The organism is Pseudoduganella sp. R-34 (assembly GCF_049904655.1).
In the GTDB taxonomy this organism is placed as follows: domain Bacteria; phylum Pseudomonadota; class Gammaproteobacteria; order Burkholderiales; family Burkholderiaceae_D; genus Rugamonas.
The window spans coordinates 3,224,042-3,243,110 of the sequence record NZ_CP184572.1 but is presented as its reverse complement, the minus strand read 5'-3'; the positions used below and the strand labels follow the sequence as shown (position 1 = coordinate 3,243,110).

22 protein-coding genes are annotated in these 19,069 nt (G+C 62.5%); 12 read left to right on the top strand and 10 right to left on the bottom strand.

The window, feature by feature from the left end; translation table 11 throughout:
• Window positions 1–14: 14 nt before the first annotated feature.
• The 3 genes from ACN9MW_RS15045 to ACN9MW_RS15035 all read left to right on the top strand — a co-directional run bounded on the left by ACN9MW_RS15045 (window position 15) and on the right by ACN9MW_RS15035 (window position 1,464).
• Window positions 15–254 carry a hypothetical protein gene (locus tag ACN9MW_RS15045; RefSeq protein WP_426171888.1) on the top strand — a complete coding sequence of 80 codons (240 nt, stop codon included), beginning with the start codon at window positions 15–17 and terminating at the stop codon, window positions 252–254.
• Window positions 255–362: 108 nt separating this feature from the next.
• Window positions 363–920, top strand: coding sequence for a YXWGXW repeat-containing protein (locus tag ACN9MW_RS15040; RefSeq protein WP_426171886.1), 558 nt, complete (start codon window positions 363–365; stop codon window positions 918–920).
• 76 nt (window positions 921–996) lie between these two features.
• Window positions 997–1,464: a ribonuclease HI family protein gene (locus ACN9MW_RS15035; RefSeq protein ID WP_426171884.1), complete on the top strand. Its 468-nt coding sequence runs from the start codon at window positions 997–999 to the stop codon at window positions 1,462–1,464.
• Here the strand turns inward: ACN9MW_RS15035 and ACN9MW_RS15030 are convergent.
• Window positions 1,461–3,008 carry a methyl-accepting chemotaxis protein gene (locus ACN9MW_RS15030; protein ID WP_426171883.1) on the bottom strand — a complete coding sequence of 516 codons (1,548 nt, stop codon included), beginning with the start codon at window positions 3,006–3,008 and terminating at the stop codon, window positions 1,461–1,463. The two genes, ACN9MW_RS15035 and ACN9MW_RS15030, sit on opposite strands and share 4 nt — an antisense overlap.
• On the bottom strand, window positions 3,005–3,475 hold the full coding sequence (locus ACN9MW_RS15025; protein ID WP_426171881.1) for a chemotaxis protein CheW: 471 nt from the start codon (window positions 3,473–3,475) through the stop codon (window positions 3,005–3,007). Before ACN9MW_RS15025 ends, ACN9MW_RS15030 begins: the two co-directional genes overlap by 4 nt.
• 144 nt (window positions 3,476–3,619) lie before the next feature.
• On the opposite strand from ACN9MW_RS15025, the gene ACN9MW_RS15020 reads away from it, so the two are divergent.
• The 5 genes from ACN9MW_RS15020 to ACN9MW_RS15000 all read left to right on the top strand — a co-directional run bounded on the left by ACN9MW_RS15020 (window position 3,620) and on the right by ACN9MW_RS15000 (window position 8,084).
• Window positions 3,620–4,270, top strand: a complete 651-nt coding sequence (locus ACN9MW_RS15020) for an HD domain-containing protein (RefSeq protein ID WP_426171879.1) — start codon at window positions 3,620–3,622, stop codon at window positions 4,268–4,270.
• Entirely contained in the window at window positions 4,267–5,523 is a 1,257-nt protein-coding gene (locus tag ACN9MW_RS15015) for a TCR/Tet family MFS transporter (RefSeq protein WP_426171877.1), read from the top strand. The genes ACN9MW_RS15020 and ACN9MW_RS15015 overlap by 4 nt, the downstream gene beginning before the upstream one ends.
• 7 nt (window positions 5,524–5,530) lie before the next feature.
• Window positions 5,531–6,355: a substrate-binding periplasmic protein gene (locus ACN9MW_RS15010; RefSeq protein WP_426171875.1), complete on the top strand. Its 825-nt coding sequence runs from the start codon at window positions 5,531–5,533 to the stop codon at window positions 6,353–6,355.
• Window positions 6,355–7,215, top strand: a complete 861-nt coding sequence (locus tag ACN9MW_RS15005; protein WP_426171873.1) for an EamA family transporter — start codon at window positions 6,355–6,357, stop codon at window positions 7,213–7,215. Before ACN9MW_RS15010 ends, ACN9MW_RS15005 begins: the two co-directional genes overlap by 1 nt.
• 62 nt (window positions 7,216–7,277) lie before the next feature.
• Window positions 7,278–8,084: a hypothetical protein gene (locus ACN9MW_RS15000; RefSeq protein WP_426171872.1), complete on the top strand. Its 807-nt coding sequence runs from the start codon at window positions 7,278–7,280 to the stop codon at window positions 8,082–8,084.
• Between the two features lie 64 nt (window positions 8,085–8,148).
• Here ACN9MW_RS15000 and ACN9MW_RS14995 read toward each other — a convergent pair whose 3' ends face one another.
• The 5 genes from ACN9MW_RS14995 to ACN9MW_RS14975 form a co-directional block, all read right to left on the bottom strand.
• A complete protein-coding gene (locus ACN9MW_RS14995; protein WP_426171870.1) occupies window positions 8,149–9,111 on the bottom strand; it encodes an MBL fold metallo-hydrolase in 963 nt (320 codons plus the stop codon).
• An 86-nt stretch (window positions 9,112–9,197) separates the two neighbouring features.
• Window positions 9,198–9,683 (bottom strand): hypothetical protein, encoded by a 486-nt coding sequence (locus ACN9MW_RS14990; RefSeq protein WP_426171868.1) that lies wholly within the window; start codon window positions 9,681–9,683, stop codon window positions 9,198–9,200.
• A 1,042-nt stretch (window positions 9,684–10,725) separates the two neighbouring features.
• A complete protein-coding gene (locus tag ACN9MW_RS14985) occupies window positions 10,726–10,959 on the bottom strand; it encodes a hypothetical protein (RefSeq protein WP_426171867.1) in 234 nt (77 codons plus the stop codon).
• Window positions 10,960–11,049: 90 nt separating this feature from the next.
• The gene (locus ACN9MW_RS14980) at window positions 11,050–11,475 is read right to left on the bottom strand and encodes a GNAT family N-acetyltransferase (RefSeq protein ID WP_426171865.1); all 426 of its coding nucleotides are present in this window, start codon (window positions 11,473–11,475) and stop codon (window positions 11,050–11,052) included.
• Between the two features lie 28 nt (window positions 11,476–11,503).
• The gene (locus ACN9MW_RS14975) at window positions 11,504–13,393 is read right to left on the bottom strand and encodes a CocE/NonD family hydrolase (protein WP_426171863.1); all 1,890 of its coding nucleotides are present in this window, start codon (window positions 13,391–13,393) and stop codon (window positions 11,504–11,506) included.
• A gap of 133 nt (window positions 13,394–13,526) precedes the next feature.
• Between ACN9MW_RS14975 and ACN9MW_RS14970 the strand changes: the two genes are divergently transcribed.
• The 3 genes from ACN9MW_RS14970 (at window position 13,527) to ACN9MW_RS14960 (ending at window position 15,458) form a co-directional block, all read left to right on the top strand.
• The gene (locus ACN9MW_RS14970) at window positions 13,527–13,940 is read left to right on the top strand and encodes a YXWGXW repeat-containing protein (protein ID WP_426171862.1); all 414 of its coding nucleotides are present in this window, start codon (window positions 13,527–13,529) and stop codon (window positions 13,938–13,940) included.
• A gap of 196 nt (window positions 13,941–14,136) precedes the next feature.
• Complete coding sequence (trpS, locus tag ACN9MW_RS14965; RefSeq protein ID WP_426171860.1) at window positions 14,137–15,156, top strand: tryptophan--tRNA ligase; 1,020 nt, start codon at window positions 14,137–14,139, stop codon at window positions 15,154–15,156.
• On the top strand, window positions 15,156–15,458 hold the full coding sequence (locus tag ACN9MW_RS14960; protein WP_426171859.1) for a DUF1294 domain-containing protein: 303 nt from the start codon (window positions 15,156–15,158) through the stop codon (window positions 15,456–15,458). The genes trpS and ACN9MW_RS14960 overlap by 1 nt, the downstream gene beginning before the upstream one ends.
• Here the strand turns inward: ACN9MW_RS14960 and ACN9MW_RS14955 are convergent.
• Complete coding sequence (locus tag ACN9MW_RS14955; protein ID WP_426171857.1) at window positions 15,405–16,736, bottom strand: erythromycin esterase family protein; 1,332 nt, start codon at window positions 16,734–16,736, stop codon at window positions 15,405–15,407. The two genes, ACN9MW_RS14960 and ACN9MW_RS14955, sit on opposite strands and share 54 nt — an antisense overlap.
• A 61-nt stretch (window positions 16,737–16,797) precedes the next feature.
• On the opposite strand from ACN9MW_RS14955, the gene ACN9MW_RS14950 reads away from it, so the two are divergent.
• The gene (locus ACN9MW_RS14950) at window positions 16,798–17,751 is read left to right on the top strand and encodes a DMT family transporter (protein ID WP_426171856.1); all 954 of its coding nucleotides are present in this window, start codon (window positions 16,798–16,800) and stop codon (window positions 17,749–17,751) included.
• Here ACN9MW_RS14950 and ACN9MW_RS14945 read toward each other — a convergent pair.
• Both ACN9MW_RS14945 and ACN9MW_RS14940 read right to left on the bottom strand, forming a co-directional pair.
• On the bottom strand, window positions 17,738–18,403 hold the full coding sequence (locus tag ACN9MW_RS14945; protein ID WP_426171854.1) for an FMN-binding negative transcriptional regulator: 666 nt from the start codon (window positions 18,401–18,403) through the stop codon (window positions 17,738–17,740). The two genes, ACN9MW_RS14950 and ACN9MW_RS14945, sit on opposite strands and share 14 nt — an antisense overlap.
• 50 nt (window positions 18,404–18,453) lie before the next feature.
• Window positions 18,454–19,068, bottom strand: coding sequence for an LON peptidase substrate-binding domain-containing protein (locus ACN9MW_RS14940; RefSeq protein ID WP_426171852.1), 615 nt, complete (start codon window positions 19,066–19,068; stop codon window positions 18,454–18,456).
• Between the last annotated feature and the right edge of the window lies 1 nt (window position 19,069).

Sequence of the window (19,069 nt, the reverse complement as noted above, 5' to 3'; positions counted from 1 at the left end):
AAGCGGAGAACATCATGAAAGCCCTGCGAAATTTCGAAGCCCTGTTCATCGCCATGATCGGCCTGGCCTGCGCCGCCAGCCTGGTGCTTGAAAACCGCGCCGATGAAACGACGGCGCCGGCTGCCGCCGCCAGCGCGTCCCGGGCAGCGCCTGCGGTGCCGGTGGTGGTGGTCGCTGCCAAGCGCATGAGCGAAGCGGAAAAGCAGGCCTCGCTGGCGGCAGAACGCAAAGCTGCCCCGGGCGACAAGATCTGAGCAATTGTTACTTCCCTGCGGGATTTGTAAAAAACTGAATCAGGCTTTTCGCCTCTTCGCAGCGCTTGGTATATTGAACTCAGCGCATCACCAAACAGGAGAAAAGCCATGTTCAAATCGAAACTCATCGCTGCAGCCGCCCTGGCACTTGGCACGGTTGCATTAGCACCGACCGCCGCGCTGGCGCAGGTTGATTTCAGCGTCGTGATCGGCAACGCTCCTCCACCACTGCGTTTTGAAAGCGTGCCGCCGCCGCGTTACGGCTATGTATGGGCCCCTGGCGTATGGCGCTGGGACGGCTACCGCCACGTCTGGGTCGCCGGCCACTGGCTGCAGGAACGTCCGGGCTACCGCTACGCCCCTTCGCAATGGGTCCGTGTCGACAACGGCTGGGGATGGCGTGAAGGCGGCTGGACCGTCTACGATAGCCGCCCAAGCTACGTCCAGGGCCCCGGCTACGGCTACCGCGATGTCCACCGCGACAATTACTACTATCGCGACCACCATCGCGACCGCTACCGGGACCGCGACCACGACGGCGTGCCGGACCGCTATGACCGCGACCGCGACAACGACGGCGTGCCAAACCGATATGACCGCGACCGCGATGGCGACGGCGTGCCCAACCGCTACGACCACCGCCCGGACAATCCTCGCCGCCGCTAACGGCGTGTGAAAATGGCCGCCTGGCCCGCAACAGCCTGTTGCGCGGTCCAGGCGGCCTTTTCATGCCCCTTCACCTATGCAGATAAGACAAGAACGTGCGCGCGCTGAAAAACTCGCGCGCCAGCCCGTCGCCGCCTCTCCCGCAGCATGGCGCGCCTGGTTCGACGGCTCCGCCCATCCCAATCCGGGCCGCATCGGCATCGGCGTGCTGTTGTCCGGCCCGGCCGGCGAACGCGTGGAAATATGCCGCCGCGCAGGCCACGGCAGCAGCGGCGACGCCGAATACCTGGCCCTGATCGCCGCCCTGGAAAAGGCGGTGGAACTGGGCGTAGCGGAACTGCTGGTGTACGGCGACAGCCAGGTGGTGGTGCAGGATGTGCTGCTGTCGCCGCAGGCTGGCGCCAAAGCATTGGAAGAACATCGCGCCCGCGTGGGGCATTTGATGGCGGCACTGACGCTGGTGAACGTGCGCTGGGTGCCGCGCCACAGGAATGGCGATGCGGACCGCCTGTCGCAACAGGCCATCCGCGCAGGCGCCGCTTAGCGCACCTTGAACACGCTGACCACGTCAGCCAGGTTGCTGGCCTGGTGCTGCATGGATTCGGCGGCAGCTGCCGCTTCTTCCACCAGGGCGGCATTCTGCTGCGTGACCTGGTCCATCTGGCCGACAGCCTTGTAGACTTCATCGATGCCGGAGCTCTGCTCGGCGCTGGCGGCAGTGATCTCGCTGATGATGTCCGACACGCGCTGCACGCTGGAGACGATTTCTTCCATCGTGTTACCCGCGTCCGACACCAGGCGCGTCCCGGCATTGACCTTCTCGACCGAGTCGCCGATCAATTCCTTGATCTCTTTCGCTGCCGCTGCCGAGCGCTGCGCCAGGTTGCGCACTTCCGATGCCACGACCGCGAAGCCGCGGCCCTGCTCGCCGGCGCGTGCCGCTTCCACCGCGGCATTCAGCGCCAGGATGTTGGTCTGGAACGCGATGCCGTCGATCACGGCGATGATGTCCACGATCTTGCGCGAAGAGGCATCGATCGACTCCATGGTGCCCACCACTTCCGACACCACGCTGCCGCCCTTGCGCGCCACCGAAGCCGCGGCCCCGGCCAACTGGTTGGCCTGGCGCGCATTGTCGGCATTCTGCTTGACAGTCGACGTCAGCTCTTCCATCGACGAGGCGGTTTCTTCCAGCGACGCGGCCTGCTGCTCGGTGCGCGCCGACAGGTCCTGGTTGCCGGCCGCGATCTCGCTGGATGCAATCGTGATCGAATGGGTGCCGTTGCGCACTTCGCTGACGATGTTCAGCAAGGCCTGGTTCATGTCGCGCAAGGCGCCCAGCAGCTGGCCGGTTTCATCGCTGCCGTGCACGCGGATGTCGCCGGTCAGGTCGCCCGCCGCCACGCGGCGCGCCGCATCGACTGCGCGCGACAGCGGCGTGGTGATGCCCTTGGTGAGCATAAAGGCGCACGCCGCGCCGAAGACCACGGCCAGCACCGCCAATACCGTCAACAGCTTGCGGCTGGTGGAAGAAATACTGTCGATTTCCTTGCCGATGGCGTCGATCTTCCCGCGCTGCATCGACAGCAGGTCCTGCACCAGCTCCTGGTACTGCGCGGCAGCCGGGCGGTAGGTCTTCTCGAAGACTTCGTTTGCCTGTTCCAGCTCACCGTCGGTCTTCAGCTTGGCCACCTTGTCGCGCGAAGCGATGTACGCCTTGCGCTGCTCCATCACGCGCTCCCACAAGGCTTTCTCGTCGGCGTCGCTGATCAGCGGTTCGATTTTCTTTTGCAGCTCGGCCGAGGTGGCGCTCGATACTTTCGATTCCTCGGCAAAGAAGGAGCCCAGCGAGGCGTCGCTGCTGCGGGCAATTGCCGTGGTGCGGCGGATCGCGCTGTCGATCTTCGAATACCAGTCGGAGATCATGCGCTCTTTCGCCAGCGGCGTCTCCATCATATGGCGCGTGGCCCCGGCCACTTGCTGCAGGCGCCAGACGCCGAGGGCGGCAATCACGATCGACAATGCAAGCGTCACCGCAAAGCCAAATGCCAGGCGCTTGCCGATGCTCAGGTTGTTCAGGAAGTTCATGCCGCCATCTTCTCGATCAGGCCCATGTCAGCCGAAGACATCAGGCGTTCAATATCAACCAGGATCAGCATGCGGTCATCGATGGTGCCCAGGCCGGTGATGTATTCAGTATCCATCGATCCGCTGATGTCGGGCGCCGCCTTGATCTGCTCCGGCTGCAGGGTCGTCACGTCGGAAACGGCGTCCACCACGATGCCCACGGTGCGGCTGCCGATGTGCAGGATGATGACCACGGTGAACGGGCCGTAGGTCGGCTCGCCAAGCTGGAAGCGCACGCGCATGTCGATGATCGGCACGATCAGGCCGCGCAGGTTGATCACGCCTTTCACGTAGTCCGGCGCGCTGGCAATGCGGGTCGGGTTCTCGTAGCTGCGAATCTCGCTGACCTTCTGGATGTCGATGCCGTATTCTTCCTGGCCCAGGGTAAAGGCCAGGAACTCGGCAGCTTGGCTGGTGGTTGCAGTCATGATAATTTTTCACTTATGAACGATGACAGCATAATGTTACCGTAGACCAATAAAATAATCACCAAGAATTTTGCTCTAGAGAAACATACAAGCTTGCGATAAATACATGGCACAATTGCGCAGCTAAAAACGAAACAAGGTTTTATGGATATCTCTCTGAGCACTTGGCAGCCGCGCCTGGTCGCGCTGGCCAGCGCAGCAGCGGGCGACGACGGCGCCCACGACATCAACCATTTGCACCGGGTGTGGCGCAACGCCAGCCTGTTGTTGGAACAGCATCCCGGCGCCGACCACCTGGTCGTGATGGCCGCCTGCTACCTGCACGACTTGGTCAACCTGCCGAAGAACCACCCGGAACGCCACCTCGCCTCGCGCCAGGCTGCCGTGCTGGCGCGCGCCCAACTGGCCGAAGCGGGCTTCCCGGCCGAGCGCCTGGATGCGGTCGCCCACGCCATCGAAACCCACAGCTTCTCCGCCGCGCTGCAGCCGACCACGCTGGAAGCGCGCATCGTGCAGGATGCCGACCGGCTGGATGCGCTGGGCGCCGTCGGCCTCGCACGCATGTTCTACATTGCAGGCCGCCTGGGCACCGCGCTGGCGCACCCGGACGATCCGCTCGCGCTGAACCGCGAGCGCAATGACAAGGCCTATTCGCTGGACCACATTGAGGTAAAGCTGGCCACCCTGCCCGGCACCATGCAGACCGCCGCCGGCCGCGCGCTGGGCGAACGGCGCCTGCAGGAGCTGCTGGCCTTTCGCGACAGCTTCGTCGCAGAATGGGCGGTGGCAGCATGAGCGAGCTTGCGCCAGACACCAGATCGAAAGGCAACCTGAACTTCGTCCTCGTCAGCATCTTCATCGACATGCTGGGCATCGGGATCATCGTGCCGGTGCTGCCGATCCTGGTCGGCCAGTATGTGCAGGACCGTGAACTGCACGCGCTGTGGTACGGCATCCTGGGCGCCACCTTCGGCCTGCTGCAGTTCATCTTCATGCCGATGCTGGGGGCGATCAGCGACCGGGTCGGCCGCCGTCCCGTGCTGCTGTACTCCATGGCCGGCATGGGCATCAACTTCCTGACCACGGCCTGGGCGCCCAACCTGGCCTGCCTTTTCATCGGCCGCGTGATCGGCGGCATGTCCTCGGCCAGCATGTCGGTCGCCTCCGCGTATGCTTCCGACATCTCCAGCCATGAAGACCGCGCCAAGAGCTTCGGCAAAATCGGCGCCACTTTCGGCCTCGGTTTCATCTGCGGGCCGATGCTGGGCGGCTTGCTGGGCGACGTCAACCTGCACCTGCCTTTCTACGTCGCGGCGGCGCTATCGTTCGCCAACTTCATCTACGGCTACTTCTTCGTGCCCGAATCGCTGCCGGAAGCACAGCGCACCAAATTCAAGCTGGTGTCGGTCAACCCGTTCAACTCGCTGGCCAAGCTGGCCCGGCGCCAGGATATCCGCGGCCTGGTCATCACGTTCGCCCTGGTGACCGGCGCGCAAATGATGCTGCAGTCGACCTGGGTGCTGTACACCCACTTCCGCTTCGGCTGGAGCCCGGCGGAGAACGGCGCGGCGCTGTTCTGCGTTGGCCTGACGGCAGCCGTGGTGCAGGCCGGCCTGCTCGGGGTCCTGATCCGCAAGTTCGGCGAGGTACGCCTGTCGCTGCTGGGCCTGACCTCGGGCGCCATCACCTACATGCTGTATGGCCTGGCCACGCACGGCTGGATGATGTATGTCTTCATCCTGTGCAACCTGCTGGCCTTCGCCGCCGGCCCGGCGCTGCAAGGCATCGTGTCCAAGGCCACGCCGGCCAACGAACAGGGCGAGCTGATGGGCTCCCTGCAGTCGATCAGCAGCCTTGGTACGGTGATCATGCCTTTGCTGGGCGGCGCCATCCTCGGCACGGTCAGCCACCTGCCCCCGAGCGACTGGCGCATCGGCAGCACCTTCTTCCTGTGCGCGGCGATGCAGGCGGTCGGCATCTACGTCGCCCGGCGCTACTTCCGCCAACACCATATGGCCACGACGGCGACTTCGGAAACAGGCGCATAATCAGCCCATGACCGGACGCGCGCACAGCTTCTTCCGCCGGTTGCTCGCCGCCCTGCCGCTGGCGGCGGCGGCTTTGCCGTCCCATGCCGACTGCTCGCGCGACATCGTGGTGCCGGTATCGACCACCGGTGTCAGCGTCATCGTCAACAACGGGACATACAGCGGAATCTATCCGGAGATATTCCGCAGCCTTGGCCCGCGCGCAGGCTGCCACTTCGTTTTCAGCTCGGTCCCGCGCGCCCGGCAGGAACTGCTGTTCGAGTCCGGCAAGGCCGACCTGCTGGTGCCGGCCACCCGCACACCGGCGCGCGACGTCAGCGGCATCTTCGTGCCGATGGCGGGGCACCGCGCCGTACTGATTTCCCTGCAAAGCCCGCGGCCGCAAATTGCCAATGCCCAGGACTTGCTGGACCGGCGCGACCTGCGCGTGGCAATTGTCCGCGGCTACGACTATGGCGACGCCTACCAGGCCATCGTGCGCGAGCTGGCGCGCCAGGGCCGCCTGTTCACCGAAGTGGAGCCGAGCGCAGTCGCTCGCCTGCTATACGTTGGCGCGGTGGACCTCACGATCATGGGGCCGACCATCCTGGCCGGCGCCATCAACCGGGAAGCACGCGTGAACGGCATGCTGGACCGGCTGCGCATGGAGCCGATTCCCGAACTGCCATGGCAGCAGACCGGCGTCTACGTTTCCCGGTCTTCGCTGGACCCGGATGACCGCGCCCTGCTGCTCGAGCTGCTGGAACGCGCCGCCAAATCGAACGTGGTAATGGAAGGCTTCCAGCGCTACCACCGCCCGGAAATCCTCGCCGAAAGCGTGCGGCCCCGCTGATGGCGCCCTCGGTAGTCGCCATCGTCCTGTGCGGCGCGCTGCTGCACGCCGGCTGGAATGCGCTGGTCAAGAAAGGCCGCGATCCCTTCCTGAGCAGCGTGCTGGTGGCCAGCGGCGCCGCACTGATCTCGCTGCCGCTGCTGCCCTTCCTCGCACAACCCGCCGCCGCTAGCTGGCCTTACGCGCTGGCCTCCACGGTCATCCACTACGCTTACTACGGCTTGCTCGCGGCAGCCTACCGCCACGGCGACATGAGCCACGCGTATCCGCTGATGCGCGGCAGCGCCCCGCTGCTGGTCGCCATCGCCAGCGTGCCCCTGCTGGGCGAGCACCTTAGCACGCCCCAATACGCCGCCGTAGCGTGCATCAGCGGCGGCATCTTCGGCCTTTGGTTCGCCACACGTCCCGCTGACGGCGACGGCGCAGATGCAGGTTCGCGCCGCCGCTCAAGCGCCTACGCCTTGCTGAATGCCCTGGTCATCGCCGCTTATACGCTGCTCGACGGCCTCGGCGCCCGCGCCTCCGCCGCTCCCGCAGCTTATGTGATGTGGCTGCACGTTCTGAGCGCCATCGGGCTGCTGGCCTGGTGCCTGTTCCGCTGTCCGCGTGAACTGCGCGCCTATGCCAGACAATTCTGGCATGTCGCCATCCTCGGCGGCGCCGGCACACTTGGCGCATACGGCCTGGCCTTGTGGGCAATGACGGTCGCCCCGCTCGCCGCCGTCGCAGCCCTGCGCGAGACTTCGATCCTGTTTGCCGCACTGATCGCCAAATTCTTCCTGTCCGAACGCATAGGCAGCAAGCGCGCCCTCGCCATTGCAGCCATCGCCGCCGGCGCCGTCCTGATGCGTCTGGCATAGATCGCGGCACCCGGCACAGGTACAGGTAAATCGACCTGGCTGCCTATGGCGTTTCCGCTGAAATGACGCGCTGTTTTCTGCTGTTTTCCGCTGTTTTCCGCTGCTTTTTCTGGAACTCTCTCTGCACGACCCGGTCCAAGACAAGAGCAGCGGAAAACAGCGCGTTTCAGCGCAAAACAGCGGAGGAAAACAGCATGAAAGACATAGCGACTCTGGCGTTACCCGCCGGTACCTTGTGCCGGCTATTGCAATATGTTGAAGCCAGTCCCGGCGAGGCGAGCGCCGGCGAACTGGCGGCATTAGCGATCGAGGAGTGGCTTACCCGTGGCGAGCTGGGCAAAGGACCGGCCATCCGCCATCGCGGCTACCAGTGGAAAACCGTTTTCCTGCCAGAAGGCACTCAGTTGCGTGCATGGAACCGTACAGGCTTCGCATATGCCGAGGTCCTTGGCGATTCCATCATGTATCAAGGCGAACGGGTTTCGCCGCATGCTTTCATCTGCCGCTGCAAAGGCATTTCGCGCAGTGCCTGGGCAGAAGTGGCACTGCTATTTCCTCACGAAAACAACTGGAAGCGCGCCGATGCCTATCGCCGCGAACTGGAAAGGATGCCCGTCTTGCGAACCGCGCCTGCGCAAACGCTTGCACCGCCGCTGCCCGCGCAGACACCGGCTGGATTTTCGACCGTACTGCCGCCAACCACTGCGCCCGCACCGGCCAGGCATTCACGCCTTCCCCGAGTACCGCCCATCCCCACACAAGCCCGCCACCAGCCAGCTTCCACTGCCTCGACGGCTGCCGCCAGGGATATCCCCACACTGGACCGGCGCCAGCGATACCGCCGCCAGGAGGACGCTCCGCCAGACTAATTTCGCCCGGAAAGCCTGCGCCACTGGCCGGTGAGCTCGCACACCGGGAGTATCCATGATGGGCTCATCGAGCGGCTTCATTCGGATTGCCGCAATATTCAGCGCGCTTGGCGGGTATGCGCAATACCTGGTCAACATAGTACGCAAGCGCAGCTTCCGAATACTTGGGGTCCGGATGCATGGCCACGAAGGCCGCCCCCTTCTGCATCCAGACTGCGACGCAGCTGGCCGTAGGCTGACTGCTTTCGGCGCAAGCGGTGAATGCGTCAAACGCGCTGCGGTAATTGGAGAACGCGGCATGATCCATCGGCAAGCCATGGCCCGGCACCAATGTCTGGAAATCAACTTTGTCGATCTCAGCAAGCGCCTTCCGCCAGCCTTCCGCACAGCCAGTATCAAAGAACGGCAACGGCACCACCACCAGGTCACCAACGAACACGGTCTTGCTGGCCGGATCATGGACCCAGACGTCGCCTTCGGTTGCCGCGTATTTGGCCAGATGCAGTTGCAGTTCGCGGTCGCCAACATTTATCGACATCGCTCCCTTGACTGGCTGGTCGGGGACCAGGTTGGCAGGATCGTTGATCGCGTTCAGGTACAGCCGCGTATCGGCCTTGCGCGGTTCGGGCACCGATGGATCTTCCAGCCTCGCTTTCGCCTTTTCGACATTCCGGATCAAGAAGCCTTGCAACGCCCCCTCGACGGCCGTACTCGCGTAAAGCTTCGCGCCAGGATAGGCAGAACGGATGCGAGCATTGCCGGTCGCATGATCGAGGTGCCAGTGCGTGTTGATGATGGCCGTGATGGGTTTATTTCGCGCCTTTGCAACGGCGATGATCTTGTCGGTGTGCTCTGGATGACGGCCGGTATCGATCACCAGGATCTCCTTTGGGCCCTCGAACACAATCGAATTCCCATCCGGCTGCACATCTTCGGGCACCTTGCCTTCGATGAAGGTGTAAGGCGGCTCGGCCGCGCTAACGGCAGCATACGCAAACGCCGTAAGAAAGAGCAGTGAAGACTTCAATTGTATTTCTCCCGGTCGTCGATAAGAGTTATGACTTAAGCGGCAGTTAGCGACAGCGAACAGTTTGGTTCTTCTCCCTCGACAAGCTATTTCCCGAAGATGGCGTCGTAACGTTTCTGGTCCCATGCATTGGCAAGGTGGCTGGATTTTGAAACCGCCTTTGAGTATCCAAATTTTTCTGATGCAGCTGCGAAGGCAATGGGAACTCCGCTGCGTAGCAACGCTACTGCCTCGCCGCTAGAGGACCATTTAAATGTGAACTCCTGTTCACGCGGATTTCGAATGAGCGCTTGAGAGCTCGCGACGTCTCTTGGAAGCGGAGGCACTTCGCCGGTCTGCCCAATGACTTTCCAATCCACTTCTGGAGCTGGCGGGACGCGGGAGTAAGCAACGGCATCTTTCTCCGGCCGCTGCGCACCTGGTTTTGTTAAGTAAAGATAGGCAACCGTCTCATTATCTTCGAAGATCGCGAACCTCTTCGAGACCGGATGATGCGAATGAATGAAGATATCCTTGGCAAGCGCAATCGAAGACCAGAGAAGCAGTACGAGAAATGGCAGTATGCGTAGCAATTAAAAGGTCCCTATGTGCATATCACTGTCGTCGTTTGGCTTGCCCGCCGACAATAAACGCGGCCAAGAGCTGCCCGCGAGGCATTATGCGGTCCCCTCTTTCGAGTACAGATGGAAAGCATTCCTGGGCGAGTTTGCGGTCGCAAACTCCCTCGCTTCGCGAAGCGCCTTTACCAGCGCCGGGCGTACCCGCGAAGATTTTAGCCTACCGGGAAGGCGGCTTAACCAATGTTGATTAGGTCCTGCTCCGACACCGCGGGACCTCGAAAGCTGGCGAGTAGTTGGCAAAGCGGTCATCGAAAGAACCTCTATGTAATGGTCGATTTGGGCTCGGGAACTAAACCACAGATCGAATACATCGAACTCCACATGCAGCATGGCGAAGCCCTTATGCGGCACCTCCTTCGGTGCCGAAGGAATAAATGTTCCAGGGTCATCAGCGGCCGGCACGTGCACCCAGTACGCTCCCGGAGCACTGCGCCAATCCGCTTCAAAGGTGAAATGAAATCTGTAACTCATTTTTGTGGTTTCCAGCGATGACAATGGGCGGACCGCCGGAGCGATGGGTCATGCAACATTGCAGCTCCAGACTTCGGTACCGATAGGAACATTTTCATTTAATACTCCCGATAGAATGCAAACCCACTGCGCTGCCACAGCCGGTGGTGGCGGAGGCGACTGGAAAACGTGTCGTAGTGTCGCATGCGCGTGCAGGACTGATCCATCTGGTAGGCGGAGTTCGACAGGAATATTGGCCCCGCCCGCCACTTCTGTTCTCGATGGACCTGGGACGACGATCAGACCTAGTCCGGCAACTTGAAACCGGTCCTCGACCTTCGTGAGACGTCGCATAATCATTCAACTATAGTAGCTAAGACTTGACCTGAAAGTACGCATGGGACGGTCTGCAACTTCTTCTCCTTCGAAGCGACCCAAAGTGCCGGTCAGCCGCAATACGTCGCAACAGACCGGTAAACGGTGGGGTTAGGCCACCAGCGCAGGCCTTCCCGGCCGCAATTCAGACGCATGTAGCGGGAACCGCTTAACGAATTGCTTCCTCAGTGATTCGGGAGTGCGCATCGGTGACGTGCACTCCATAAGTCTCGATGTCATCCAGGCATTCGTTCGCATCAACACCCGGTGTATGCTCGCCCTTGCGAAGCTCGATGGTCCTGAATTCCGACCATGGCGCATACTTCCGTGGCAGGTTTTCACCCGATGGTTGTGCGGTAAAGCCGAAGATGCGGCCGGGACCTCTGAAGATATGTACTTGCATATGTTGCTCCATTTTGTGTGATTCGGCAGTTAGCTGTGTGCAGCATTTGAACGAACCTCCTTTCTAGAGTTCATAAAATATGAGTACATCTCACTCTGTATAGCCGTCTGCGGCCGCCTTCTGAGGGTCCGCAAATATCGCCATGGCCGTGTTCATGCGGCGAAATCCGAACTTTTCATAGAATGGCTCTTTCCCAGGAACGGCATACAGGATGATCTTTCGGTGGCCCCGGGACAGGTCGACCAGTCTTTGTATGAGCTCCTTCCCGAGCCCCGAACCCTGGTAAGCCGGGTGAACCACAATGTCGCAGAGATAGGAGCAATCGACGCCGTCGGCAACAGCGCGCCCCGCGGCGACGATTCGTTCGCCGTCGAACGCAATGCACTTGAACATGCTGTTCGAATAACCGGTCTTCAGCCACTCGCCGCTCTTGATGCCAAGAGGTGCGATGCGATACAGCTCCGACATTTCTTCCCAGTCGAGCTTTTCGGTCGAGTCAGTCCAGCGAAATTCCATCAACGCTCCTAGCGGGCATGTACGAGATTCATTGCTTACCTACCACCGGCAACTCTACCGAGCTGCCATGGAACACGCGCTGCGTCGCCTTCTTGTAGTCGCCCGGCGCAGCGAGGAAGATGTTCGGCACGAAGGTCTGCGGATTACGGTCATATAGCGGGAACCAGCTTGACTGCACCTGGATCATCAAGCGATGTCCCGGCTGCACGACGTGGTTCACCGGCGGCAGCGCGAAGTTGAACTGCACCGGCTTGTTCGACGGAATAGCCGACGGCTTCTCGAAACTGTCGCGATAGCGCCCGCGCAGGATATCCATCGACAGCGGCAGCTGGTAGCCCCCCAGTTTGGGCTGCGACGGCACCTCGTCGGGGTATACGTCGATCACCTTGACCACCCAGTCCGCGTCGCTGCCCGAGGTCGACGCCAGCAAGTGCACCTGAGGCGCGCCGGACAGCACCAGCGGCTCTTTCAAGGGTTCCGACACATAGCTCAACACGTCGGTACGGTCGCTGACGAAGCGCTGGTCCTGCACCAGCCAGGGCTTCCACACGTTTTCATCGCCCATGCGCACAGGGCGCGGCACGAAAGGCACCGGCTTGGCCGGATCGGCCACATACTCGTCGAAGCCCTTGGCATTGCCCGCCTGCGACCAAGACAGCTTGAAGCCATCCTGCAGATAGAGCGCCTTTGCCGCCGACGCGCAGCCCGACGCGCACGACACCGGCCATTGCGCCAGTCGCTGCCACTTGTTGCTGCCGGTCTGGTAGCTCAGTACCGGTGGCGTGTCCGCGGCTGGCGCGCCGTCAACCAGGTATTGCTTCAGGAACGGCACCATCACATCGCGCCGGAATTCCAGCGCCGTATCGCCGGTGAACTGCAAGGCGCCCAGCGAGGAGCCGTCGTAATTGACGCCGCTGTGACGCCATGGCCCGACCGCGAGGAAATTCAGCTTATTGTCCTTGTCCTGCTTTTCCAGCGCTGCATAAGTCGCGTAAGTGCCGTAGATATCTTCCTGGTCCCACTGCCCTACTACATGCATGGTCGGCACGGATAAAGGACGCTTGGCCAGGATGCGGTCCAGCGCCTGCTCCTGCCAGAAGCTGTCGTAAGCGGGATGCTCGAACAGCTTCCTGGTGAAATTGAGCTGGTCCAGCCCATATTTGCGCGCCAGGCCAGCCACCGAACCGCCGCGCAGCACCACGTCGTAATCGTCATAAGCCCCGGTCGCCAGCGGCTCGCCGCGGCCCTTCACCGTATTCTGGCTGGCGATGTAGTCCAGCGTATTGACGCGGAAGGCGCCATTGTGGAACCAGTCGTCGCCGCGCCAGCCGTCCACCATCGCGCTCATTGGCACCGCCGCTTTCAGCGCCGGATGCGGCTCGGTCAGCGCCATCAGCACGGTAAAGCCTTCATACGAAGAACCGATCATGCCTACCTTGCCGTTCGTTTCCGGCACATTCTTCACCAGCCAGTCGATGGTGTCCCAGGCATCGGTGCCATGATCGGTCTGGCTGGTATTCAGCGGGCCGCGCACGGGGCGGTTCATCACGTAATCGCCCTCGGAGCCGTATTTGCCGCGCACGTCCTGGAACACGCGGATGAAATCGCGCCCGAATACTTCGTCGCCCTGCGGCAGCGAGGACTGCATATAGGGGCTGACATTGCGACGCGCGCGGCCATCAGCGTTGTAGGGCGTACGGGTCAGGATGATCGGCGCCTTGCTGGCGCCCTTCGGCACCACGATCACGGTATGCAGGCGCACGCCATCGCGCATCGGGATCATCACCACGCGTTTGACGTAATCCGCCTGCTCTTGCGGCGCCTCGAAGCCGGACACGATATCCGGCGCCATTGGCGAGGTTTGCGCGCCTGCATGGGAGGCCAGCAGCAAGGAAATAAGGGTGAGGCAAGAACGCATGGGAACTCCGGTGGGGCATGAACTTCGCAATATTACTAGAAAATCAATGCTGATATGAAAGCTAGTGCGCGCACATACGGCCGCGGCAGCCCCAGCAACAATGGCCACTATGATGAAATGGAAGGAGCCAATCATGAAAAAATTACTCATTGCCACCCTTCTGGCGGCTTCCCTGGGCGGCGGGCTGGCCTTTGCACCAGTCGCCAGCGCCGATGTGGTCGTAGTCCGTGTTGCTCCACCGCCACCACGAGAAGAAGTGATTCCCCCTGCCCGTTCCGGCTTCGTATGGACGCCGGGCTATTGGCGCTGGAACGGCCACCGCCACGTCTGGGTCAACGGCAAATACGTGCGCGCCCGCCACGGCTACTATTGGCGCGAACCGGCCTGGGCCCAGATGGACAATGGCCGCTGGCGCATGGAGCGCGGCCGCTGGGAGCGCGGCGACCGTGACCGTGACGGCATCCCCAACCGCTACGACCGCGATCGCGACAACGACGGCGTCCCTAACCGGGTGGACGAGCGCCCCAACAACCCCAACCGCTATTAAGCGGGCTTGACAGGGCCGCGCTGAACTGTAACCATTGCGGGATGAAATTTATCCAATCACATCTGTTTTCCCGCAATTGGTGGCGCCGCTGACATAGCGCGGCCACTGTAAAGTGATGTGATTTTAATATCAGCGCCGCCTCTGACCAGGTGGCGTTTTTCTTGGCGCAATCGGTAGGGGCAAGAGAAAGAACCCTATGAGCCAGCCAGCATCCAATTCCAAACCAATCATCCTGACCGGCGACCGTCCGACCGGGCCCTTGCACCTCGGCCACTTTGTCGGCAGCCTGCGCAACCGCGTTTCCTACCAGGACGACTACCAGCAATTCATCATGCTGGCCGACTCGCAGGCGCTGACCGACAATATGGAAGACACCAACAAGGTGCACCGTAATGTGGTGGAAGTGGCGCTGGACTACATGGCTTGCGGCATCGACCCGGCCAAGTCGACCATCCTGATCCAGTCGCAAATCCCGGAGCTGGCCGAACTGACTTTCTATTACCTGAACATGGTCACCGTCGCGCGCCTGGAGCGCAACCCGACCGTGAAGCAGGAAATCGTGCTGCGCGGCTTTGAACGCGACATTCCAGCCGGCTTCCTGACCTACCCTGCTTCGCAAGCTGCCGACATCTCCGCCTTCAAGGCAACCATCGTGCCGGTCGGCGAAGACCAGATCCCGATGATCGAGCAGACCAACGAGATCGTGCGCAAGTTCAACCGCTTGGCCAACAAGGACATCCTGGTCGAGTGCAAGGCCGTGGTGCCGGAAGTGGGCCGCCTGCCTGGCATCGACGGCAAGGCAAAAATGTCCAAGTCGCTGGGCAACGTGATCAACCTGGGTGCGAGCGCCGCCGAAATCACCGCCGCAGTGAAAATGATCTACACCGACCCGCTGCACCTGAAAGTGTCGGACCCTGGCCACCTGGAGGGCAACGTCGCCTTCATCTACCTCGACGCCTTCGACACCGACAAGGCCAGCCTGCAGGAGATGAAGGACCACTACGTGCGCGGCGGCCTGGGCGACTCCGTCGTCAAGAAGCGCCTGGAAGCCGTGCTGCAGGACATGCTGGCCCCGATCCGCGCCCGCCGCGAAGAACTGGCCAAGGACAAGGGCTACATCATGCAGGTGTTGAAGGAAGGCACCATGCGCGCGCGCGAAGTTGCCGCCCGCACCACCGATGAAGTCAAGGCCGCACTGGGCCTGAACTACTTCTGATGCTGTTCGCCGCCGCGCTGTATGCCATCGCCAGCGCGGCCTGCTTCATCGCCTATGCGCTCGACAAATCGGCCGCCCGCCGGGGCCGCCGGCGCACGCCCGAGCGCACACTGCTCTTGCTTGGCCTGGCCGGCGGCTGGCCCGGCGCTCTCGCGGCGCAGCAACTGCTGCGCCACAAATCTTCCAAGACCTCATTCCTGCTCAAGTTCTGGCTCACGGTCATCGCGAACCTGGCAACCCTGGTCGCGCTACAAGCCGGATGGGTAAGTCTCGGCCGGTTCCTCGTGGCGCCACAGAGCTGAACGCTCCAGCGGCCTGAGTGCCGTGGTACGGTCGATGTGGATCAACGCATCGAACTGATGCTCCGCGTCCGCCCGGAAGTAGTGGCTCATGCGCTCGGTATCCGGCCGGTAGATCACTCCGATCGCCCTTTCCAGCAAGCGACCGCCTGCCCGCGCCAAGGCGCTGTTGCGCCCGCGCAGCGGCAACAGGAAGGCCGGCATGCCCACCTCGTGCAGCACGCGTTCCACGCTGTCGGGCCTGGACGGCACGATGGATTTCAGCTCGGCCGGGCCATCCCAGTCGCTGGCCGCCGTCACGCTGCCCGCATGCGTGGTAAAGCCAAGCAGGAAGCTGTCCTGCGGCCGGTAACGCTCGCGCACCAGTTGCCCCAGGTTCAACTGGCCATGCCTGCCCATTTCGGTGTAGCGCGCGTCGCCCAGGTGCGAGTTATGCGCCCACACCACGACGCGTGCCGGCCGGCCGATGCTCTGGCCCAGGTGCTCGCGCAGTGCCTGCAGGGTTTCCGCCATGTGCGAATCGCGCACATTCCACGATTCGTCGCGGCCCTTGAACATGGCGCGGTAATACACCTCCGCATTGCGGGTCACGCGCGCGTTCTGCTGGGCGTAGAAGAATTCATCCGGCACCGTGCCGGTGCGCAGGTGTTCGTTGGCCGTGCGGTTCATGTCGACCAGCTGGCGCAGCACTTCGGCCTCGCAATCGGGCTTCATGCCAAAGCTGGTGGCGTAGCCGTAGCGCTGCGGGTCTTCCGCGAAGTGGTCGATGCAGCCGTAACGCTGGCGCGCGCGGGCCGCCGCATCCGGGTCGGCCTGGTCGAGGTAGTCGATCACCGCATGCATCGACTGCTGCAGGCTGTACAAGTCCAGGCCATAGAAACCGCAACGGCGCGCCGGACTGGCGACGTGGTGGTTGTGCACCCGCAGCCAGTTCACCAGCTCCACGATTTCATGGTTGCGCCACATCCATTGCGGAAAGCGCTTGAATCCTGACAGCGCCTGGTCGGCGCTCATGTCGTCGCCGCCATGCTGCACGTAGCGGCTGACGCGCAAGGCGTCCGGCCAGTCGGCTTCGACCGCGATGGCGTCGAAACCCTTGTCGACGATCAGACGTTTGCTGATGTCGGCGCGCAGGCGGTAGAACTCCTGGGTGCCGTGGGTGGCTTCGCCCAGCAGCACCAGCGAAGCGTCGCCGATGCAGTCGAGCAGGTAGTCCAGGTCCTCCGCTGTTTCCAATGGCCGCGCCTCGCGCTGCAACGCGGCGATCAACGTCTTGTCCATGATTCAGCAAGATATCGCAAGCTGTGCGACACTGTCGCAGGTTTAAATTGGGAAATATTGCATGTGGACTGGTGTGGTGTGCGGCCTGCTGGCAGGCGCGATGTGGGGCATGGTGTTCATCGTGCCGGAGTTGCTGGCGGCCTTTACGCCGCTCGAGATGGCGGTCGGCCGCTACCTCGCTTATGGCGCCATCGCCCTGGTCCTGATGCTGCCACGCCTGCGCAACCTGGTCGGCCGCCTGGAGCGCGATGATTATTTCGCACTGCTGCGGCACGCCCTGGCCGGCAACCTGGTGTATTACATGTTCCTTGCGCTGGGCGTCAAACTGGCGGGGGTGGCGCCGACTTCCCTGATCATTGGCGTGCTGCCGATCGCCGTGACATTGATGGGGCGCAACGACCATGGCGCGGTGCCGTTGCGCCAGCTGGCCATGCCGTTGCTGGTGACGGCGGCCGGCATTGCCTGCATCAATATCGACGTGTTCCAGCACGCCGCCGCTGCCGGCGCCTCCATGCTGAATACGGTGATCGGCGTCGCCTGTGCGACCGGCGCTTTGCTGTGCTGGAGCTGGTACACGCTGGATAACGCACGCTACCTGAAACGCAATCCGCATTACAGCAGCGCGGAGTGGTCGGCACTGTACGGCCTGTCGACCGGGCTGATTGCACTGGTGGTGGGCGCGATGGCGTTCGCGGTCTTCCATGGCGACGTCACTGGCGCCGCAGGTGCGGCCTCGGGACGCGATTGGACGCTGTTCTGGATCTGCAATAGCCTGCTGGCCCTCGGCGCCTCGGTGATCGGCAACCATTTGTGGAACGTCGCCAGCCGCCGGGTGCCGATTACCCTGTCCGGCCAGTTGATCCTGTTCGAGACCCTGTTTGCGCTGATGTATGGCTTTATCTACAAGCAGCAGTTCCCGCGCCCATTGGAAGTCGCCGCCATTGTGCTGCTGATTGCCGGCGTGACGTGGTCGATGCACGTCCACGCCCGGGAAGAAGAACTCAGTCCTGCCTGAAGCCAGGCGCGATGCGCTCCGCCACCAGCGCGGCCATCGCCGCCGCCCCCTCGCCGGCCGCTGCGGCGCGCGAATTCAGGCCCGCGACGACGCCTTCGGCATCCGCCTTGCCACGGTTCTGGCTGACTTTCCATTTCCCTTCGATGGACGCAATGGGAATCTCGATACCGATAATCGCCTTCAGCAAGCCTTCGATGAAATCAAGCGGCGCATCGTCCACTTCCCAGGGCTCCGGCAGGGCGCCCTCCTGCAGGGCAGTCAAGGCACGCAACTGCTGGCCGAGCCACGCAGGATCTTCTACGACCCGAGCCCTTCCCCGCACCTGCACCATCGCGTAATTCCAGGTCGGCACCACCTTGTGCGACGTCGCCTTGGAGGCGTACCAGGTAGGGCTGATATAAGCCTCTGGCCCCTGGAACACGACCAGGCACTCGCCGCCTGCAGCCAGCGCCTTCCATGCAGGATTGGCGCGCGCAATATGCGCCCGCAGCACGCCCAGCCCCGCCTCTCCCTCATCGGGATAAAGCGCAAACGGCACCAGGTCGGCCGTCGGCACAGCGCCAGGGATAAGCAGCATCCCAAGCGGATACGCCCGGATCAGCCCATGTTTGACCTCAAGTCGGTCTTCAGCGAAAGCAGCAGGAAGGTACATGCGCCCAGTGTAGCGCGGGGCGCCGGAACGCGCATAGAGCCAGCGATGGCCTAATTCAGCAGGCCATGTTCAACCATCACATCCTGCACCAGCTCCAGCCGCAGGACCGGGTTCTCCTGCGCCAGCAAGAGCTGCTTCTGCGCCAGCGACAGGCGCAGCAACTCGCACCAGCGGTTAGCCACCCAGCCCGCTTCCTGCAGGCGATAAGGCGCCTGCATCGGCATCTGCCCGGCCGGAATGCCCCGCTCCTGCAAGGTCTGGATCAGGATGCCGAGGCTGTCGGCCACATCCTGCTGCTCGGAAGGCACCGGCACCGACATGTCATCGTCGATCGGCGCCACATCCGCCATCCACAGGCCGTGCTTCAGCTGTTCCGCGGCGACAATGCGGAAGCGCTGCCGCCCGCTGCAGCGCAACTGCATCAGGCCCGGCAAGATCGCCTTCCATTCCCCGATATGCGCCATGGTGCCCACCGCGCACAGGGTCTCGTGCTGGTCCGGCTTGCGCACCTCATCGCCCTGCACCAGCGCCACGACGCCGAAATCTTCCTTATGTTCGATGCAACGCTTCACCATGTCGAGGTAGCGCACCTCGAAGATTTGCAACGGCAGGTACCCATCCGGATAAAGCACCGTATGCAAGGGGAATAAGGGAATCGCGGACATA

What these genes read in the sequence shown, in the direction of transcription:
- ACN9MW_RS15045 (WP_426171888.1), top strand. Translation starts at nt 15, where the DNA reads ATGAAAGCCCTGCGAAATTTCGAAGCCCTGTTCATCGCCATGATCGGC.
- ACN9MW_RS15040 (WP_426171886.1), top strand. Translation starts at nt 363, where the DNA reads ATGTTCAAATCGAAACTCATCGCTGCAGCCGCCCTGGCACTTGGCACG.
- ACN9MW_RS15035 (WP_426171884.1), top strand. Translation starts at nt 997, where the DNA reads ATGCAGATAAGACAAGAACGTGCGCGCGCTGAAAAACTCGCGCGCCAG.
- ACN9MW_RS15030 (WP_426171883.1), bottom strand. Translation starts at nt 3,008, where the DNA reads ATGAACTTCCTGAACAACCTGAGCATCGGCAAGCGCCTGGCATTTGGC.
- ACN9MW_RS15025 (WP_426171881.1), bottom strand. Translation starts at nt 3,475, where the DNA reads ATGACTGCAACCACCAGCCAAGCTGCCGAGTTCCTGGCCTTTACCCTG.
- ACN9MW_RS15020 (WP_426171879.1), top strand. Translation starts at nt 3,620, where the DNA reads ATGGATATCTCTCTGAGCACTTGGCAGCCGCGCCTGGTCGCGCTGGCC.
- ACN9MW_RS15015 (WP_426171877.1), top strand. Translation starts at nt 4,267, where the DNA reads ATGAGCGAGCTTGCGCCAGACACCAGATCGAAAGGCAACCTGAACTTC.
- ACN9MW_RS15010 (WP_426171875.1), top strand. Translation starts at nt 5,531, where the DNA reads ATGACCGGACGCGCGCACAGCTTCTTCCGCCGGTTGCTCGCCGCCCTG.
- ACN9MW_RS15005 (WP_426171873.1), top strand. Translation starts at nt 6,355, where the DNA reads ATGGCGCCCTCGGTAGTCGCCATCGTCCTGTGCGGCGCGCTGCTGCAC.
- ACN9MW_RS15000 (WP_426171872.1), top strand. Translation starts at nt 7,278, where the DNA reads ATGACGCGCTGTTTTCTGCTGTTTTCCGCTGTTTTCCGCTGCTTTTTC.
- ACN9MW_RS14985 (WP_426171867.1), bottom strand. Translation starts at nt 10,959, where the DNA reads ATGCAAGTACATATCTTCAGAGGTCCCGGCCGCATCTTCGGCTTTACC.
- ACN9MW_RS14980 (WP_426171865.1), bottom strand. Translation starts at nt 11,475, where the DNA reads ATGGAATTTCGCTGGACTGACTCGACCGAAAAGCTCGACTGGGAAGAA.
- ACN9MW_RS14975 (WP_426171863.1), bottom strand. Translation starts at nt 13,393, where the DNA reads ATGCGTTCTTGCCTCACCCTTATTTCCTTGCTGCTGGCCTCCCATGCA.
- ACN9MW_RS14970 (WP_426171862.1), top strand. Translation starts at nt 13,527, where the DNA reads ATGAAAAAATTACTCATTGCCACCCTTCTGGCGGCTTCCCTGGGCGGC.
- trpS (WP_426171860.1), top strand. Translation starts at nt 14,137, where the DNA reads ATGAGCCAGCCAGCATCCAATTCCAAACCAATCATCCTGACCGGCGAC.
- ACN9MW_RS14960 (WP_426171859.1), top strand. Translation starts at nt 15,156, where the DNA reads ATGCTGTTCGCCGCCGCGCTGTATGCCATCGCCAGCGCGGCCTGCTTC.
- ACN9MW_RS14955 (WP_426171857.1), bottom strand. Translation starts at nt 16,736, where the DNA reads ATGGACAAGACGTTGATCGCCGCGTTGCAGCGCGAGGCGCGGCCATTG.
- ACN9MW_RS14950 (WP_426171856.1), top strand. Translation starts at nt 16,798, where the DNA reads ATGTGGACTGGTGTGGTGTGCGGCCTGCTGGCAGGCGCGATGTGGGGC.
- ACN9MW_RS14945 (WP_426171854.1), bottom strand. Translation starts at nt 18,403, where the DNA reads ATGTACCTTCCTGCTGCTTTCGCTGAAGACCGACTTGAGGTCAAACAT.
- ACN9MW_RS14940 (WP_426171852.1), bottom strand. Translation starts at nt 19,068, where the DNA reads ATGTCCGCGATTCCCTTATTCCCCTTGCATACGGTGCTTTATCCGGAT.